This is a genomic window from Archangium sp., assembly GCF_057119385.1.
In genome coordinates this window covers 135550-151669 of the sequence record NZ_DBNGVP010000003.1, presented here as the reverse complement: position 1 = coordinate 151669, position 16120 = coordinate 135550, and the positions used below count along the sequence as shown (strand labels likewise).

Here is a 16120-nt window from a genome sequence, read left to right as displayed (position 1 = left end):
GCCGAGGAGCTCCGATGCATGGAGAAGTCACCCGGAGCGGCCGCTGCCCCGGGGCTCACCGCGCTCTGGTTGTCGCTCGAGCCCGATCAGTTCGACGACGAGGGCTTCGGCACCCCGCAGCTGGGCGCTGGCTGTCTCGAAGCGGCCGAGATCCTCGGCATCCAGCTTCCTCCCCGGCCGTTGCCCTCGCGGCGGGCCTGGTTCAAGGAGTCCCAGGAGCGCTTCGCCGACTTCCGGAGCCACCGGCGGAGTCTGGCCTGGCCGCGTGTGTTCGCCCCGGTCGTGAATGCTGCTCCCGTCAGGGTGTTCCACGCGGTCCTGCCAGGAGCGCCTCGCGAGGAGGATGACGCCATCCGCGAGACGGCCTCGCTCGTGCAACGCTTCCTCGGTGTCGCCACTCCCTCCTGGGCTCTGGAGGGGGACGCACCCGGCCCGTCGAAGATGGCAGCGCTCTTCGTCCGTGCGCTCCTCGAACGGTGGCCCGAGGCGGGAGGGGTGCTGGCCTCGGGAGCGCCCGGTGGCCTGGGGGAACTCCTGGATCTCGGCATCACAGGCGCGCTGGATGCGCGGGGGCTCGCGGTTCCGGTAGGGGGGCTGGAGGACAAGGTGCGGAGCTTCTTCACGCGGTGCCCCGAGGGCCGCCTCTTCGTCCCCGCTTCGCAGTGGCGGCAGGCGCGTGCCTACCTCGACCAGCGCTACCCTCCAGAGAAGGAGGGGTCCTCTGACGAGCAGTCGATGCGTGGGTGGCGGCTCCAGCCCTTCCGGAGCGTGCTCGAGCTGCTCATACGCCTGGGGCTTTCGACGCCCGCGCTACCCGACACCCAACTCTTCGAGAAGCTCCGTCAGGCTTCCCAACGCATCCCGCTCTGGAACAGGGACATGCGAGCGGTCTCGGAGACCCTCGAGCTCCAGCTCGTCCGCCATGGCGAGAGGCCGCGGACCCGGGGGGCGACTCCGGGAGTCCGAGAGGCGGAACTGCTGGGGGAGATTCGTGAGCACACGCTCTGCGAGCGCTCGCGCACCGCCTATATCGAAGGAGGCCCCGGCAGTGGGAAGTCCATCGTGCTGCGCAGGCTGAATGCCCGGCTGTACCAGGAGGACAAGCTGCTCGGCCCGGCCTTCCGCATCGAGGCGCGCCCGCTCGTCAGGGCCGGTCTCTCCCTGGACGTGGCGCTGCATGGCGCGCTCAAGAGCTGGCTTCGTCTCGAGGAGTGCCAGCGGCTGCTGGAGCTGGCTTGGTCACCCGAGCTCGCCGGGAGTGTGTGGTTGCTCATCGATGGGCTCGACGAGGTGCCTGGAGACGAGCGAGGTGCCATCCGCGAGTTCATCTCCCGGTGGCCCGGTCCGTCCATCCTGGGCTCGCGGCCCCTGCCCAATGAGGTGTCGGGTTCTCCTCACGTTCGCGTTCAGCCCCTCGACGAATTCCAGCAGAAGCAGCTCTTCGAGATGGAGGGCAAGCCAGGGCACCTGGATGTCCTCACGGGCAAGCAAGCCCTCCGGACGCGAGACCGGCGCAAGGAGATGGTCGCCGACCTGTGCTCGACTCCGCTGGGAGTCTCGCTGCTGGCGATGCTCTCCGAGGAGGAATTGGGAGAGCGCCTGGATGTCCCCGCGGTGCTCGAGCGGTGCATCGCCAGACTGATCGAGCGCGCGCAGTCCGCCGGACGCATCTCGAAGTCCACGCGGCTGACGGTTCTCTCCCAGGGGGGGCTCGGCATCCTGGGCGCCGCTGCCTGGTCGATGATTCGCAGGGGTGATGGCACGCTGACCCTCGAGGACCTCGCGGCCATGAAAGGCCCCAAGGAGACCCGGGACGCCGTCTACGAGGTGCTCGAAGACAGCGACTTCGTCCAGCGAGCGGGTCCGGACCTGTACCAGTTCTCCCACAAGAGCTTCGCCGAGTTCTGCGCGGCCTACCACCTCATCGGGCAGCCCGCGGCGGAGGAGGAGCTGCTCGCCCTGGTGGGGGAACCGGGGGCGGAGGCCGTGGCCTTCCACTTCGGAGCACGGCTCTCCGAAACCGGGCGGCTGACGCGCTTCATCCAGCGGCTGACGAACAATCCCCGCCGTCCCATGTCCTCGCTCGCGCTCGCGACGAGGCTGCTCGTCGCGAATGGTCCGGACCGCGTCGAGGTGGGGGCCGCGCTCGAGACCCTCGGACGGCGCCTGCGCGTGGTAAGCCATTTCGACACGCCAAAAGGACACGGTCTCTTGCTCCCGGGAGAGCTCGAGGAGGATGGCGAGCTGTGGCTTGCGCTCGAGCGGTGGGGCGGAGCGCTGCGGCCTCATGCCGATGCGTTGATCGCGGTCTGCCCACCCGCTGTTGGACGGTTCCTGCGCGGAGAGCTCCCCCCGCTGCGGTACGTGCACGAAAATTTCTATCAGCGGCAGAGCGATGAGCATGCGGCTGCCTCCCTCGCGGAGGAGCTCGCCACGCGGCTGGGCCTGGAGCCGCCACTGCCGGTGCTCATCCGGTTCGGATGCGCCGAGTCCCTGCTGCTCGCCAGACCTCCAGGCCCCTGGCTGCTCGAACTCGAGTCGTTGTTCGAGGCACCCCAGGATGAGGCTCGTGACGACGTGGCCTTCAAGGCGACCTCGGTGTGGGCCCGGCGAGCTTCCGAGCGGCATCTCGAGTATCTGGAGGCGTTGTCCCGGTGCATCCCGGCCGCGGTGGCGCCTGTCCTGGAGACGGTGCGGCGCCAGGGCACCTGGGAGCAGAAGCGCGAGGCGCTCCTGCGTGCCGCCCTCAACTCCCTCGAGCTGGGGGAGACGGACAAAGAGGGAGACTGGATGGCCAGGGTGCGCTTCGCCCGGCAGGCGACGGGGATTCCCGCCGAGCGGTGGTTGGCGCAGTGGGAGCTGCTCTGGACCTGTGGGCTCGTTGGGGACACGTCTCCACGAAGCAAGCTCCTCGAACCGCTCTACGCGGAGTTCATCGACGATGCGTGTGGCCCCGCCCGGTGGCGCGCCCTCATCGCCCGGGCGAACCTCCAGGGCTCCGTTGACGTGGAGTTGCTCCACAAGTCGCTCCACGATGGGTTCCGCGCCGTTCGAATCGCGGCGATTCGCCAGCTCGTACGCCAGGGAGAGGCCCTCGGCGTGGACGACGTACGGCTCGCCCTCGTCTCGCTGGATGATCATGAGCGTTGGGTGGCCTTCGAGGCCATTGGCGCCGGGAAGACGGCTCCGATCGAGCTGCTCCTCGCGGTGCTCACGCGAGAGAAGCCGCCACGCCCCGAGCCCCAACGCTACGAGGCCTGGCTTCCAACGGAGACGCCGTGGGAGTTGGCCGTTAGCGAGGGAGGTGAGGAAGCGCGCAGGCATCTGCTCCAGGAGGTCGTGCAGCGGGTGCGGGAACGGCCCTGGCCGCAAGCGCTCCTCGCCATGCTCGACGGTCCTTACGCCTCCGTGGCCGAGGAGGTCTTTCCCACGAGCAGCATGGACGCGCCGCTCATGAGGACGCTGTTGGAGGGGGGCAGCCCGAGCCAGCGCCGGTTCGCCGTCAGGCACCTCCCCTGGGGCGAGGAGGAGCTGCTCGCTCCCTATGTGGAAGACGCGGATCCGGAGATCGCCAAACGGGCACGTGAGCTGCTGGAGCGCAAGCACAAGTCCATGCGCTCGCAGTCCGAGTCGGACATCCATCGGTCCGAGGAGCGCGAGCGTGACAAGAAGCAGCGGGCCAGGGAGACCCGTTCCTTACTCTCCCTGGACAGGGTGGCACGCACCGGATCATTCGAGGAACTCTGGGGCCTCCTGCCGCTGCACCGGTTGCCCCTCTACTCGGAGTCACAGAAGGCCTACTTCGCCGACGAGAAGAAGCTTCGGGCGGAGGGCGAGGGGCGCTGGCCCGTCGAGAGCATCTCCGACCGGCAGCGCAAACCCATCCTGCAGCGGCTCCGTGAGCTCTACCGGCCGCATCTCCAAGCCCTGCTGCTCGAGGGACTGAAGGATGAGGACTTGAAGCCGTTCTCCATCTCCCTGCTGCGGGACAACCCGTCCGGGGAGGAAGTGCTTTCGCTCATTCCCGCCGGAGGCGAGTCGCTGGAGAGTGCTGTCAGGATTCTGGGCGGCACGAGCCAGTCCTCCACGGCCGCCCAGCGCCTGCGCGAGCTGCTTCTGTCCGGACGGCTGCGGCCGAAACCCGTGAAAGGGGAGCCCTGGCATGATCCCGTGGCCCAGGCTCGTCATGAGAAGGAGCGTTTCCAGGGGGACGCATGCCTTCAACTCGCGTCACTCGATGGCGTCATGGGGTTGCTCCCGCTCCTGGAGCCGGATGTCCCCAAGGACTGGCGGACCAGGGCCCTCAACCACCTCTCCGTCATGCTCTGCCATTGGGAGCGCCCACCCGCGCGTGGGCACGAGGCGCTCGACTGGGCCCGCAGGGGCGCGGTGAACGCGGGGGATGAAGTGCTTCGGGAGCAGGCCTTCCGGTTGTTGGCGTTCTTCGGGGATGCTGAAGATGCGGCCCGATGGCGCCCCGCCTTGGAGCAACGGGAGCTGCCGCCCCGCCACCTCGCGGCTGTCATCCGGCTCGTCGCACGGTTCGGAGTGGAGTCGGAACTCCCGGTGTTCAGGTCGCTGTTGGAGCATTCGACCGAGGCGGGCACCGAGGCGGGAATCGCACTGGCGCGGGTGGGAGGCGCGAGCGTGGTCGAGGAGCTCGTCCAGTTGCTGGAGTCACCGCCCTCCACCTTGCGCTCCGAGTGCCACCCGCTCGAGGTCCCCAGATGGCATTCGGCCGCGGCGGAGACCGTCATCCGTTTCGGGGATGGCCCGCAGGCGAAGCGCTGTGCTCGGGTGCTCGCGAGAGATCACGGAGTCTGGCACGTGGCCGCCCGCCATCTACGGCTTCCCGAGCACCTGCTGTTCTTCGCCGAGCATGTGGGCTCCAAGGATCCTGGCGCGGACCATGATGACGGCTATGACGATGCGGAGCGCTTGTTGAAGCGCATGATCGCACGGGTCGGCGCCGGGCCTGCCCACCGCGTCATGCTCGAAGCCTGTCTCTGGGGACATCCTTTCAGGAGCGCTTTCGAGGACTTCGTCGAGGAGAAGCTCCAGGCCAGTGATGGCGAGCTGCTTCTGGAACGGCTTCGAGAGCAGCCGGATCATGGCCTCATCCTGCTCTGGTTGAAACAGCTCTCGGTGGAAGAGGAGTTGATCGATGCGGTGTGGCGGGAGAAGGCCGTCCCCTGGTGGCTCCCCGTACCTGCCTCCGATTCCGCTCCCCCAGCGTGACCAGGGATTCAATGGAGACCGCCAGCTGGTGCAAGCTGCGCCGCCATGAACCCTACCGCCACGGTGTTGATGTTGTCGCTGCTGGGCGCTCCGCCCGCTGCTCCCCAGGATCCGCTCTGCGCGAAGCGCGCGCCCTGCCGCGTCGTGGAGACGCTCGACGCGGGCAAGGACGCGCAGGGCCGCGCGCTGCAGGTGAAGGCCCTGGAGCTCGGGTGGGCGGACGCGGACACGTCGGCCGAGTTCGTCGGGCGCAAGTTCGGCCCGAGTGGCCGCAAGGAGGATGGCTCCCGTGAAGAGGGCCTGTGCGAGGCCCGGGAGTGGTGGCTGATGCGCCCGTCCCAGCCCGCCCAACTCCTGCTGTCCGTGTGCAATGACGGCTATGGCTCCGCGGGCGTGGGCGAGGACCTGGTGACGGTGGCGGACAACCGCTTCACGCACGAGCAGAGTGGCGGCAGCCGCCAGCGCTGGTCCGTCTCGCGCACGTTGCAGCTCTCCCCGCTGCGCCTCGTCATCGAGGGCCACCGGAGCACCGATGGCATGGACGCGGAGCAGAAGGAGAGCGGGGACTACTGGGACGCCGAGCAACTGCGCGGCGAGGTCGTCCGGGCCGCCCCCGAGTGCGAGGCGGGGCAGACCTCGCTGGGAGAGCGGACGCTGCCGTTCCTCCCCCAGGTGCAGGTGGACAAGGCGTACCTGGAGGGCGGGTGGAAGCAGGCGGGGCTCGGCGCGTGCGGCTTCGAGGCGGGCAACTTCCTGCTGGGCACCCAGGACGATCCGAAGGACGCGGGGCTGAAGGCGCTGCTGGTGGCGCCGGACACGCTGCTCGTCGAGGTGCGGGACAACAAGTGGACGGGCCCGAGCGCGAAGTGGCTCAACGATGACCACGTGGAGCTCTGGCTGGCGCCGCAGCCGCCCCAGGACCTCACCGGTTGCGGCAAGCCCTCGCGCGAGCAGCTGCCCTCGCAGTGGGGCATCCGCGTCGTCGATGGACAGGTGTTCCCGGCCTTCGGCTCGCCCAAGCAGACGCTCCAGGTGGAGCGCGCCGAGCTGCCCGGCAAGAAGGGCTACCGGATGAAGCTGAAGCTGCCCACGCCCTTCCAGGCCATCAGCGTCGTGTACAGCGACAGCGACAGCGGGAAGAAGCAGGAGCGGATGCTCGCCACCAGCGCGGTGAAGTTCGGCCGGCCCGAGACGCTCAACCCCATCCGCGTGGTGCCTCCGGCGGAGGCCACGTGCGCGGTGAAGAATGGAGCGCTCACCGTGGTGCCCGGGCCGGCGAAGAAGACGGAGCCCGACGTCGCCGTCCTGCGCATGGAGTAGCGCGGCCGAGCCTGGAGGCGTTGGAGGCGCCCATCTTGTCTTTCCGTGGAATCACAGTGTAGCACGGAAGACAGTGGCGCTGGCCCGCATGCCGTGGGCCGGCGCCCGACAGAGGGCCCTTCCTTTGAATCGACGTCTCCAGACAACCCAGGCGCGCGTCCTCGTGGCCGCGCTGATGCTGGGCGTGTGCATGTGGATGCCACCCGCCCTGGCGCAGCAGAGCACCTCCGTGCTGACCGGCACGGTGGTGGACGCCAGCAACAAGCAACCCGTCGCGGACGTGGTGGTGACCGCGACCTCTCCCTCCCTCCAGGGCGAGCAGCTCGCCGTCACCGACGCCACCGGCCTCTACCGGCTGCCGCAGCTGCCTCCCGGCGTCTACACCCTGCGCTTCGAGAAGGAGGCCTTCCAGGTCCTCGCGCGCGACAGCATCACCCTGCGCCTCAACAGCACCGTGCGCTTCAACGCGGAGCTGCTGCCCGAGGGCATGTCGGTGACGGTGGACGTGGTGGCCGCCGCGCCCGCCGTGGACGTGGGCTCCACCCGCACCGGCGTGAGCGTGGACACGGAACTGATGAACCGTCTGGCCGTGGTGCGCCCCGGCTCCAAGGGCTCGGCATCCCGCTCCTTCGAGAGCCTGGCCGAGCTGGCCCCCGGCGCCAACGCGGATGCGTATGGTGTGTCCATCGGAGGCACCACGTCGCCGGAGAACGGCTTCCTGGTGGATGGCCTGTCCACGGGCAACCCGGCACTGGGCATCCTCGGCACGCCGCTGTCCGCCGAGTTCATCCAGGAGGTGAACGTCATCACCGGTGGCTTCATGCCCGAGTTCGGCCGCTCCACGGGTGGCGTGATGACGGCCGTGACGAAGTCCGGCTCCAACCAGCTCCACGGCTCGGTGTTCGGCAACCTCGCGCCGGGCTTCCTCGAGGGCACGCCTACCCGCATCGCGCGCGAGGGCACCGTCATCACCACCCGCCAGCAGCTGTGGAACCTGGGGGACTTCGGCGCCACCCTGGGCGGCCCCCTCGTCCAGGACAAGCTGTGGTTCTTCGCGGGCGTGGCGCCCTCCTTCACGCGCCGGGTGCTCGACCGCGGCCTCAACGCCTTCGTGCTCGGCGAGGACGGCACGGTCCTCAAGGGCGAGGACGGTTTCTCCCTCACCACGCCCATCCCCAACGGCGCCACCCGCTACTTCGCGGACCAGCGCTCCGTGCAGTACCTCGGCAAGCTCACCTGGCAGCTGCACACCGACCACAGCCTCTCCCTGTCGGTGTATGGCACGCCGGGCAGCTCGGGCGGCAACGGCCGTTTCGGCTACAACCTCGACAGCGGCGCCGTCGAGGTGGAGAACATCAACGGCACCTACGAGGCGCTCGCCCACAGCTATCAGCAGGACGCGCGTGACATCTCGCTCAAGCTGTCCTCGTCCTTCCTGGACAAGCGCGTGCTGCTGGATGCGAACGTGGGCTGGCACCACCAGTACGACAACACGATGCCCGTGGACGGCAGCGGCATCGGCAATGCCGCGGGCCTGTCCGGCACGCCCCAGTTCGAGATGCGCCGCACCGGCACCCGCGCCGCGCCCAACTACTACTCCATCAACGACTTCGAGCAGCTGGCCGACCCGTCCGTGTGCGACCCCGCCGGCACGACGAACGCCGTGCGCTGCCCCGTGGCCAACTACTTCCTGGGCGGCCCCGGCTTCCTGCTGGACCGCACGGTGAACCGCTACCAGGCCAACGCCGTGGGCACCCTGCTGCTCAACGCGATGGGCCACCACGTCATCAAGGCCGGTGTGGACGCCGAGGTGATGACCAACGTGGACGCGCGCGCGTACTCGGGCCGGCGCCTCATCCAGGAGGCCACGGATGGGAAGACCTTCACGGACTTCCGCGCGTTCGGCTACCTGCTGGGGCCGGACCAGGTGGAGATCCAACCGCAGGTCAACACCTCCACCCGCGCCGACGCCGTGGGCGCCTTCCTGCAGGACAGCTGGAGCATCCTGGACCGCGTCACCCTCAACGCGGGCCTGCGCTACGACACGCAGACCATCTACGGCACCGGCGGCGACGTGGCCTTCGAGCTGCCCAACCAGCTCTCCCCGCGCGTGGGCGTCGTCTACGACTTCACCCAGAAGGGCCGCTCCAAGCTCTTCGCCAGCTACGCGCGCTACTACCAGAACGCCGTGCTCGCCATGGTGAACTCGCAGTTCTCCAACATCACCCGCATCCGCGCCACGCGCAGCCGCGCGCCCCTCGGCGGCGGTCCGGGGTGTGATCCGCTCACCCAGGCCGCGCCCTACACGGAGTGCGCCGACACGCGCAACATCATCCCCAGCGGCGGCAGCACCACCATCAGCCGCCTGTACAACCAGACGTTCGCCATCAACAGCCCGGTGGATCCAGACCTCAAGCCCCAGTCCTCGGACGAGTTCGTCGTGGGTGCCGAGTACGAGGTGATTCCTCGCGGCACGCTGGGCGCCAGCTACACCCGGCGCTACATGAACGACGTCATCGAGGACATGTCCACCAACGAGACGACGAACTACTTCATCGGCAACCCGGGCCGGGGCATCGCCGAGGCGTTCGACAAGGCCGTGCGTGACTACGATGCCGTGTCCGTCTACTTCAACAAGGCGTTCGCGGACCTGTGGCTCGTGCAGGCCAGCTACACCTGGTCCTATCTGCGCGGGAACTACTCGGGCCTCTACCGCCCGGATGCCAACCAGCTCGCGCCCAACGTCACGTCGGACTTCGATCTCGTCTCGATGATGCAGAACAAGGAGGGCCCGCTGCCGTTGGACCGCACGCACGCCATCAAGGTGTTCGGTGCCCGCGAGTTCGTGTTCTCGCCCACGACGAGCCTCGACGTGGGCCTGTCGTACCGGGGGACCTCGGGAGCGCCGCTCAACGTGCAGGGCGCGCACTCCATCTACGGCGTGGGGTTCAGCTTCATCCTGCCGCGCGGCAGTGGTGGCCGGCTGCCCTGGGTGCACAACGTGGATGCCCACGTGGGGCTCAACTACAAGCTGGGCCGGGGACTCACGGGCTCGCTGACGCTCGACAGCTTCAACCTGTTCAACTTCCAGGCCGAGACGTCGCGGGACCAGAACTACACCTTCGACACCGTCGACGCGCTGGTGGGTGGCAAGCCCGCGGACCTCGAGACCGTGAAGAACCGGGGTGGCAGTGCGGTGACCCTCAACCCCAACTACGGAAAGCCCACCTCCTACCAGACGCCCCGCAGCATCCGCTTCGGCGCGCGCGTCTCGTTCTGATCTGGAGTCCCCATCATGAAGACACATCGAGCCCTTGTATGGATGGTGCCGCTGGGATGCGCGGCCTGGCTGGGAGCGTGCGGCGTGGAGCAGCCGGCGCCGCAGTGCACGGTGGGCCGCGGCGACCATGCCGTGCGCTACACACTGAAGACGGGAACGGGTGCGTGCGCCCGGAAGACGGCGGAGATCGTCGGCGCGCAGGTGTTCCGCGAGCCGGGCTCCGGCGTGCCGCCCTCGCTGGTGCTGAAGCCGAAACCGCTGGCGGACAACGAGGGGAAGGACGCGGACCCCACGCACTCCGTCACGTCGTTGGGAGACTTCACCACCGAGTACCCCACGCAGGAGCGGGTGTGCGAGGTGCCGGAGATGACCGAGGCGCGGCAGGTGGTGAGCCCGGAGCCCGGGACGACGGTGGAGGTGAGCTACCGGTGGAGCGGCCTGCGCATCCAGGGGCAGGCGGCGATTCCGGGCACGCAGTGGACGGCGGAGCTGACGTACACGGAAGGGGACTGCACGGCCACGTACGAGGCGGTGGGCCTGTTCCCGGCCATCAAGTGCGAGCGCCAGGAGAAGGACGCCGATGGGAAGACCATCACCGTGCGAGACCCGCGCATCTGCGAGCAGCCGCGGCCGGGCTTGTCGATCGACCCGGCGTTCCCCGTCAGCTGTGACGAGAGCACGAACCTGTGCGTGCTGGACGGCCAGCCGCCCGTGTTGAAGCCCTGAGCCCATCTCCCCTCTCCCCTCGGGAGAGGGACGGGGTGAGGGTGCCCGTCACCCGGGTTCCCACCCCGAGCGAGAACCGTGACTCTGAGAAACCTCTCAGAGTCCTCTCAAGCGCCCCTGACGCGAGGCCTTTACGGTGCGCGTCATGGTTGCCGTCCTCGCCGCGCTCCTGTTGGCCGCTTCGCCCCCGGAGGTCACTCCGCTGACCTTCGAGGAGGCGCTCGCGCTGGCCGGGCGCACCCCGGGTGCCGAGAGCGCCGCCCGTGCCGCCGAAGTCCGCCGTGCCGAAAGCGCGCGGCTCTCTCCGTTCGTCTTCAACCCTCAAGTCACCGTGGAGCCCGGCTACCGCCAGAGCGCGGGCGCGCGCGGTGCCGACTTGCGCGTGGGGGTGAGCCAGACCTTCAGCCTCTCGGGGCAGACGGGCGCGCGGGACACCACCGTGCGCGCCGAGCAGTCCGTGCTCGACGCCGAGGCCCGCGCCGTCCTGCTCGCGCGCCGGCTGGCCATCGCCGAGGCGTGGCTGCGGCTCTGGGCGGCCGAGCAGGCCAGCGCCCAGAGCGCGCAGGAGCTCCAACTGGCCGGGACCTTCCGCGAGGCGGTGCGAGGGGCGGCGAAGCTGGGGGCCTCCACGAAGCTGGAGGAGGCCGAGGCCAGTGCGTACCTCGCGGAGGCGCGGCTCGCCGGGCTGGACGCGGAGGGCCGGGTGGCCGAGCGCCGGGTGGAGCTGGCGAGGCTGCTCGGGAAGGATCCATCCCAGCCCCTCCAGGCCACGGGCGAGCTGCCCGAGGTAGAGCTGCCCCCGGAGGCCGAGTGGGCGCCCCTGGTTGCGCGGGCCTCCCGGCTGCCGGAGGCGGAGGCGCGGAAGCTCGAGGCCTGGCTGGAGCGGGCACGGGCGGCCGAGGCCCACGCTTCACGGGGCACCCTGCTGCAAGTGGGCGTGGCCGGGCTGCGCGAGTTCGACGGGGCCGCGGGAGGGGCCCTCACGCTGACGCTCACGCCGTCCCTCTTCGAGCGGGGAGAGCGGGACCGGGGCACGCTGCTGGCCACCGCCGAGCGGCTCGAGGGCGAGGCACGGGACGCGGGCCAGCGCGCCGCGGCCGGGCTGGTCCTCTCGCTCCATGAAGTGGAGCACGCGCGCGAGGTGTTGGCGGCACTGAAGGGCGAGCTGCTGCCCGCCGCCGAGGAGGCCGCCCGGTTGCGCGAGCTCCTCTTCCGGTCCGGGGACGCCACCGTCCCCGAGGTGGTGCTGGCGCGCCGCGCGCTGGCCGCCGCCCGCATCCGTCTGGGCCACGCTCGCGCCGAGGAGGCCCGGGCGCGTGTGACGGCCCGCTTCTTCCTCGACACCCTTTCCGGAGTCCCCACGCCATGAGCCGTTCCGCGCTCCTCTCTTCCGTCCTCCTGCTGGGCGCGGCCCTGGGCTGCTCCTCGCCACCGCCCGCCGTGCCCGCGGCGCCCGCGCCCGCGCGGTCCAGCGCGAGCAGCGCCTGGGTGCACCCGCGTCCTCCGCGCGGCGTGTCCCTCACCGAGGCCCCGGCCCAGGTGCTCCCGCCTCCCGAGGGCGCGGCGGCGCTCGGCCTGCCCTTCCGGGGGAGTGTCGCGCGCATCGCCGTGCGGCCCGGCCAGAAGGTGCGCAAGGGCGAGGTGCTCCTCGAGGTGCTCCTGCCCGAGGTGGTGCGGGCCGCGGGGGACTACGAGGCCGCCTCCCTGCGCCGCGAGGCCTATGAGCGCCGCACGGCGCAGCTGAAGGCGCTCCAGGAGCAGGGCATGGCCCGCGTCTTCGAGCTGGCCGAGGCCGAGGCGAATCTGGCGGAGGCCCGTGCGGCGCAGCAGAGCGCGCGGGCCCTGTTGAAGGTGGCGGGGCTGGAGGGCCCGGCCGCGGCCGGAGTGGCGCAGCGGGGGACGGTGGCGCTGCGCAGTCCGGTGGACGGCGTGGTGACGGAGGTGGAGGCGGTGCTGGGGCAGACGTACGAGGCGGGCGGGGCGCCTCTGGTGCGCGTCGCGGGCGAGGGCCCCGCGCGCCTGGAGGCCCGGCTCTCGCTGGCGCTGCCGGAGGACACCGCCTTCGAGTTCTCCGCGCCGGGCCTGGAGGCCGTGCCGGTGCGGCTGGTGGGGCGAGCGCCGTCGGTGGACGCGCGGGATGGGACGCTGGCCGCGTGGTTCGAGCCCGAGCCGGTGCGCTCCCTGCCGGCGGGCCTGCGGGGGACGCTGCGGGTGAGGGCGGACGGGCTGCCGGAGGTGAAGGTGGTGCCCGCGCGGGCGCTGGTGCTGGAGGGCGGCGAGGTGGCGGTGCTGGTGCGCGAGGGCGAGGGCCACCGCCGTCAGCCGGTGAAGGTGGTGGGACAGTCCGGTGTGGACGCGCTGGTGCACGGGCCGTTGAAGGAGTCGGACGCGGTGGCGGCGGATGCCGCGCGCGTGCTCATGACGGGAGGGGAGGGGTGATGATGGAGCGGCTGGTGAGAGGCTCGGTGAAGCACCGGGGCTGGACGCTGGGGCTCACGGCGCTGTTCGCCGTGCTGGCCTCCCTCGTGGCGGCGAGGATGGAGCTGGACGCGCTGCCGGACATCTCCACCAACCAGGTGCTGGTGCTCACCCGCGCTCCGGGCATGACGCCCGAGGAGGTGGAGCGGCTGGTGACGCGGCCGGTGGAGACGGCGCTCGGAGGCATGCCGGGCCTGGAGGGACACCGCAGCCTGTCTCGCTACGGCATCTCCTCGGTGACGGCCGTCTTCGGGGACGGCGTGGACCCGTACCGGGCGCGGCAGCTCGTGCAGGAGCGGGTGAACGCGCTGGCCGGCGCACTGCCTCCGGGCGTGGAGGCCCCGGAGCTGGGGCCCCTCACGGGAGGCCTGGGGGAGATCTTCCACTTCACCCTCAGCTCGTCCCAGCGCACGTCGGCGGAGCTGCTGGAGCTGGCGGAGCTGCGGGTGGCGCCGCTGCTGCGCGGGGTGCCCGGCGTGGTGGAGGTGAACAACTGGGGTGGGCAGCAGCGCACGCTGGAGGTGCGGGCGGACCCGGTGAAGCTGGCGCAGCGCGGCCTGACGCTGGAGGCGCTGCGGCGGGCGCTGGAGGACGTGTCGGGGAGCGTGCCCGGGGCGAGCCTCGCGACGGGGGACCGGCAGGTGCTGGTGCGCGCGGTGGCGCGGCCTCCGGGCCCGAGCGAGCTGGGGAGCGCGGTGGTGGAGGGCGCGAATGGCCAGACGGTGCGGCTGGCGGACGTGGCCGAGGTGGTGCCGGGGGCGCTGCCTCGCATCGGCACGGCGGTGGCCAACGGCCGGGGCGAGACGGTGTACGTGATGGTGCAGATGTTGCGCGGGGCCAACGCGCTGGACGTGATGGAGGGCCTGCACGCGCGGATGGAGCGGGTGCGCGAGGTGCTGCCCGAGGACGTGCGGGTGGACGAGGTGTACGACCGGAGCACGCTGGTGCGCGGCACGCTGCGCACGGTGGGGAAGAACCTGCTGGAGGGAGGCCTGCTGGTGGTGGCGGTGCTCTTCCTGCTGCTGGGCAGCTTCCGGGCGGGGCTGGTGGTGGCCTCGGCGATTCCGCTGTCCATGCTGGGCGCGGCGGTGGGCATGGTGCTGCTGGGGATTCCGGGCAACCTGATGAGCCTGGGGGCCATCGACTTCGGCCTGCTGGTGGACGGCGCGGTGGTGATGGTGGAGGCCGTCTTCCACCATGTGGGGCACGAGCGGACGGACCGCAAGGGGTGGCGGGAGAAGGTGGCGCACGTGACGGGCTCGGTGGCGCGGCCGGTGTTCTTCTCGGTGCTCATCATCCTGCTCGTCTACGTGCCGGTGCTGGCGCTCAGCGGCGTGGACGGGAAGATGTTCCGCCCCATGGCGATGACGGTGATGCTGGCGCTGGCCACCTCGCTGGTGCTGTCGCTCACCTTCATTCCGGCGGTGGCCAGCCTGGTGCTGCGGCCCGAGGACATTCCCGAGCACCCACCCCTGCTGGTGCGCTTCTTCGACAGGGTGTACCGGCCCGTGTTGGACCACATGGCCCGGGTTCCGCGCCGGGTGGCGCTCGCGGCGGGGGTGCTGCTCGCGCTGGGCGTGGGCCTCTTCCTGCGCGCGGGCAGCGAGTTCGCCCCGCAGCTGGACGAGGGGGACATGGTGGTGCAGACGACGCGCGCGGCGGACATCCGCCTGGAGGCGGCGGCGCGGGAGGCGGGGCACCTGGAGGCGGTGCTGCTGAAGCACATCCCCGAGGTGACGCAGGTGGTGTCGCGCGTGGGCAGCCCGGCGGTGGCCACGGACATCATGGGCCTGGAGCAGGCGGACGTCTTCGTGCGGCTGAAGCCCCACGCCACCTGGCGGCCGGGCCTCACGCGCGAGGCGCTCATCGAGGAGATGGCGGCGGTGCTGGAGGCCGAGGCTCCGGGGAGCGAGCCGGCCTTCACGCAGCCCATCCAGATGCGTTTCAACGAGCTGCTGGGCGGCACGGTGACGGACGTGGCGGTGAGTGTGTACGGGGAGGACCTGGGCGAGCTGCGGCGGCGGGCCGAGCAGGTGGCGGCGGAGGTGGCGCGGGAGCCGGGAGCGGCGGACGTGCGGGTGCTGGCGCCGCCGGAGGTGCCGATGCTGGAGGTGGTGCCCCGCGCGTTGGACGCGGCGCGCATGGGCTTCAGCGTCCGCGGGGTGCTGGAGGCGGTGCAGGCGGTGCGCACGGGGCTGGAGGTGGGGGCCACGTATGACGGGGCGGTGCGGGTGCCCATCGTGCTGCGGCTGTCGGGGGCGGAGGGGGCCTTCTCGCTGGCGGAGCTGCCGTTGCCGGTGGCCTCGGGAGGCACGGTGCCGCTGTCGCGGGTGGCGGACGTGAAGCTCGTGTCAACGCCCGGGCTGGTGAACCGGGAGGACGGACAGCGGCGCCTGGTGGTGGGCTTCAACGTGCGCGGCGCGGACCTGGGTACGGTGGTGGCGCATGCGCGGGCGCGGGTGGCCTCGGCGGTCCGCCTGCCGGACGGCTATCGCCTGGAGTGGGGCGGCCAGTACGAGACGCTGACGGAGGCGGCGCGGCGGCTCTCGCTCGTCATCCCCGCGGTGCTGGTGCTCATCGTGGCCGTGCTCTGGTTGACCTTCCAGCGCCTGCGTCCGGCGCTCATCATCTTCACCCACGTGCCCTTCGCGTGCGTGGGGGGCGTGGTGGCGCTCGTGCTGCGGGGGATGCCGGTGTCCATCTCGGCGGCCATCGGCTTCATCGCCCTGTCGGGCATCGCGGTGCTCAACGGCGTGGTGCTGATGTCGAGGCTGCTGCACCACGAGGCCGGCGGCCTGCCGGTGAAGGAGGCGGTATTGCTGGCGGCGCGGGAGCGCTCGCGGCCGGTGCTGATGACGGCGCTGGTGGCGGCGCTGGGCTTCGTGCCGATGATGCTGGCCACCGGCGTGGGCGCCGAGGTGCAGCGCCCGCTGGCCACCGTGGTGGTGGGCGGGCTGGTGACGTCCACGCTGCTGACGCTCGTCCTCCTCCCGTCGCTCTACCCGTGGTTCGCGGGCGCGCGGGCCGGGAAGACCCGTCTGGAGGACGGTGTCCTGGTGGAAGTGTAGCGACACCCCT

7 protein-coding genes are annotated in these 16120 nt (G+C 70.9%); all 7 read left to right on the top strand.

The annotated features are described in order from the left end of the window. Nucleotides 1-18 precede the first annotated feature (18 nt). Nucleotides 19-5238, top strand: a complete 5220-nt coding sequence (locus tag AC16DP_RS01760; RefSeq protein ID WP_329725936.1) for a hypothetical protein — start codon at nucleotides 19-21, stop codon at nucleotides 5236-5238. A gap of 45 nt (nucleotides 5239-5283) precedes the next feature. Then, a complete protein-coding gene (locus AC16DP_RS01755; protein ID WP_329725937.1) occupies nucleotides 5284-6558 on the top strand; it encodes a hypothetical protein in 1275 nt (424 codons plus the stop codon). A gap of 124 nt (nucleotides 6559-6682) precedes the next feature. Then, nucleotides 6683-9838: a TonB-dependent receptor gene (locus AC16DP_RS01750; protein ID WP_329725938.1), complete on the top strand. Its 3156-nt coding sequence runs from the start codon at nucleotides 6683-6685 to the stop codon at nucleotides 9836-9838. Nucleotides 9839-9853: 15 nt separating this feature from the next. Then, the gene (locus tag AC16DP_RS01745) at nucleotides 9854-10564 is read left to right on the top strand and encodes a hypothetical protein (protein ID WP_329725939.1); all 711 of its coding nucleotides are present in this window, start codon (nucleotides 9854-9856) and stop codon (nucleotides 10562-10564) included. Between the two features lie 136 nt (nucleotides 10565-10700). Beyond that, on the top strand, nucleotides 10701-11933 hold the full coding sequence (locus AC16DP_RS01740) for a TolC family protein (RefSeq protein ID WP_483956603.1): 1233 nt from the start codon (nucleotides 10701-10703) through the stop codon (nucleotides 11931-11933). After that, entirely contained in the window at nucleotides 11930-13003 is a 1074-nt protein-coding gene (locus AC16DP_RS01735; protein WP_329725940.1) for an efflux RND transporter periplasmic adaptor subunit, read from the top strand. Before AC16DP_RS01740 ends, AC16DP_RS01735 begins: the two co-directional genes overlap by 4 nt. Then, complete coding sequence (locus AC16DP_RS01730) at nucleotides 13003-16110, top strand: efflux RND transporter permease subunit (protein ID WP_329725941.1); 3108 nt, start codon at nucleotides 13003-13005, stop codon at nucleotides 16108-16110. The genes AC16DP_RS01735 and AC16DP_RS01730 overlap by 1 nt, the downstream gene beginning before the upstream one ends. Nucleotides 16111-16120 lie beyond the last annotated feature (10 nt).